Annotated in this window: 1 protein-coding gene and 1 pseudogene; one reads left to right on the forward strand and one right to left on the reverse strand. The window is 43.7% G+C overall.

Features of this window, described 5'->3' with window-relative positions; genetic code table 11:
* Positions 1-153 precede the first annotated feature (153 nt).
* A complete protein-coding gene (gene tnpC, locus EXN75_RS17250; RefSeq protein ID WP_134844742.1) occupies positions 154-1,629 on the reverse strand; it encodes an IS66 family transposase in 1,476 nt (491 codons plus the stop codon).
* Positions 1,630-2,091: 462 nt separating this feature from the next.
* Here tnpC and EXN75_RS17255 point away from each other — a divergent pair.
* Positions 2,092-2,288 (forward strand): annotated as a pseudogene (locus EXN75_RS17255) (IS1380 family transposase); the annotation flags it as partial.

Here is a 2,288-nt window from a genome sequence, read left to right on the forward strand (position 1 = left end):
TAACAGAAATGTCATTTTTGACCATTTCTGCTACCGATATTTTAGTGCCTGTATGCTCCAAAACGCCTCTTTTATATTTATTAACATAAAAAGCTGCTCAAAAATTTGGCTATGTCTTAGGAATCAGCACCCCTATGGGCATGAGTAATCGTCTTACTGTTGTACTACAGCAAGAATTGCATTGAATTTAGAATTTCCGTTCTTCATAGCAGTTTCAGCAATGGAGTGCAACTTGGCAAAATCATCGGCACCGCTGTCTGTTCGGAAGCAACCGCTGACTTTCTGCTTTATCTTGATTTTCCTAACTCCCCGCTCACTGGCATTGTTCTCGTAAGGCACACTTGGATTGGAGAGAAAGGTAAATAGGTAGTCTTTGACTTTAAGGATACCTCTCTTGAATTTCTCAAACTCGTTATCTAAATGCGTGAGGCTTTCACCCAAGAGGTTCTTCATTTTTGTCTTCAGTACCTTTATCTTTCTAGAGGTAATGTTGCCCTCTCTTCTGAGATTTATAGAGTGTTCTATCAGTTGGATGAATCTCCGTGACCAGTTCTGGTTTGAATCCAATTCGTTCAGATACTCTGCATTCCTAAGGAGATGTGCCAGACAGACCTGATGATCCTTAACATTCATCTTGAAGTAGCTCTGGTGTCTGTCTGTCACAAGTGTCGAATAGGGAAGTCCCTTTGGAAACTTGGAATCTATGGCCTTCTGACCTCGCGATTCTGACTGGAACACGTATGTAAGCAGGTCGTTCTGGAATATCCAGTTCCAATGCAGATGCTTTCCTACCGCAGCACCTGTTTCATCGGCTCCTACGACAGACGCTGTTTCCAGCCTCTTGCGTATTTCCTCGTATGCACTGTCTGCCTTGCCGCTATTCTCTTTGAGTATGTTCTGCACTGTTCCCTCACTTATATTCTGGCCGGACAGGTCGGATATAAGTTCTGCAATCCTTTTGAACGGAATACATTGCACTACATTGAGGTATGTCACCAGTGCACGGAGATTGTCACCATACTTGATACGACAGTTGGGAGCTTCGCAGTTGTTTACGCAACCGCATTCACAGACCTTCTCGTAATACTGTTCCTCGCAGGTCTCTACGACCACCTTGATATCAACAATTTGTGTCTTACGGATCTTCTGGCATGGTATATCAATCAAGAGCCGACCACAGCATTTACAATAGACTGGTTCGTGCTTTACAATTACGTCTGGTTCTGCTATAGTCTGCAGTGTGTGACCCTTGTGGCCAGGCTGTCCACCGCTTGGCTTTCCGCTTGGCTTGCGAAGAGACTTTGTCCTGCGCAGCTCACGGGAAGCGATACTTTCTTGGGATGGAGGGATACTGCTGTTACTGCTGTTTTTCTCGGGCTTTCCTGGCGTACTTGATGTATCGTCATCAGTTTCCTCGAGTTCCTTGATACGCTCTTTAGCAACGGCAAGTTCTGCCTTTGTGGAAGCAAGTTCTGTCTTTAGATTATGTATCTCCACGTCCTTCTGGTTAATGACACGGTTGAGGCGTCCGATCTCCTCAGTCTTCTCGGAGTCGGACTTCTCAAGTTTGCGCAGACGCTGGTTTATCTGGCGCAAAACAACATTTATGTCAGTACAGTCGCTTGCCATTTTTTGGTGCAAAGATAAGCATTTTTCTCCACATGGCAAAATCACGATTTACATCCCTTAACGCAGACTTTTGACTTACGGGGAATGCAAAAACGCATCTCCTGGCAGATAATCTGTTGAAGGGCGATAATAGACAAAGGAGACATGTTGGAGGCATCATCGGAAAAGAACTCGTTAAATGAACTGTTTTAAACAGCCTACGTCCTCATCGACTCAATCATTAAAAAGTTTGTAATGATGAAGAAAATAAGCAAAATCAAGTTTATGATTTATTAACGAGAAGTTTTCTATAGGGGTGCTGAGTAGTTACAGCAACAAAAAGTTGCCCAGGATTTTGCCATGTCAGATTTTTCACTTATCTTAGTGTTGCAATTAGAAAACAAGCGAAAATCGTAACAAGGCGCTGCAAAGGTACAAATAAAATTCGAAAAACTCACACCTTTTGGAGGAATTTTTTCAATCATGGAGAAATTTGACTCCATGCTTTCACCCGTTATCGACTCAACACTGGGTCAGAGATGCCGCAGTATCATCGGATATCAGTTCAGCGAGATAGTCCGTTCGCTGATGAGCGTTTATTTCTGTGGCGGCTCATGCGTGGAAGATGTAACGTCACAACTGATGCGCCATCTCTCGTATCATCCTACCCTTCGTACATG

Origin of the sequence: Segatella hominis (assembly GCF_004535825.1) — a bacterium.
GTDB lineage: Bacteria > Bacteroidota > Bacteroidia > Bacteroidales > Bacteroidaceae > Prevotella > Prevotella hominis.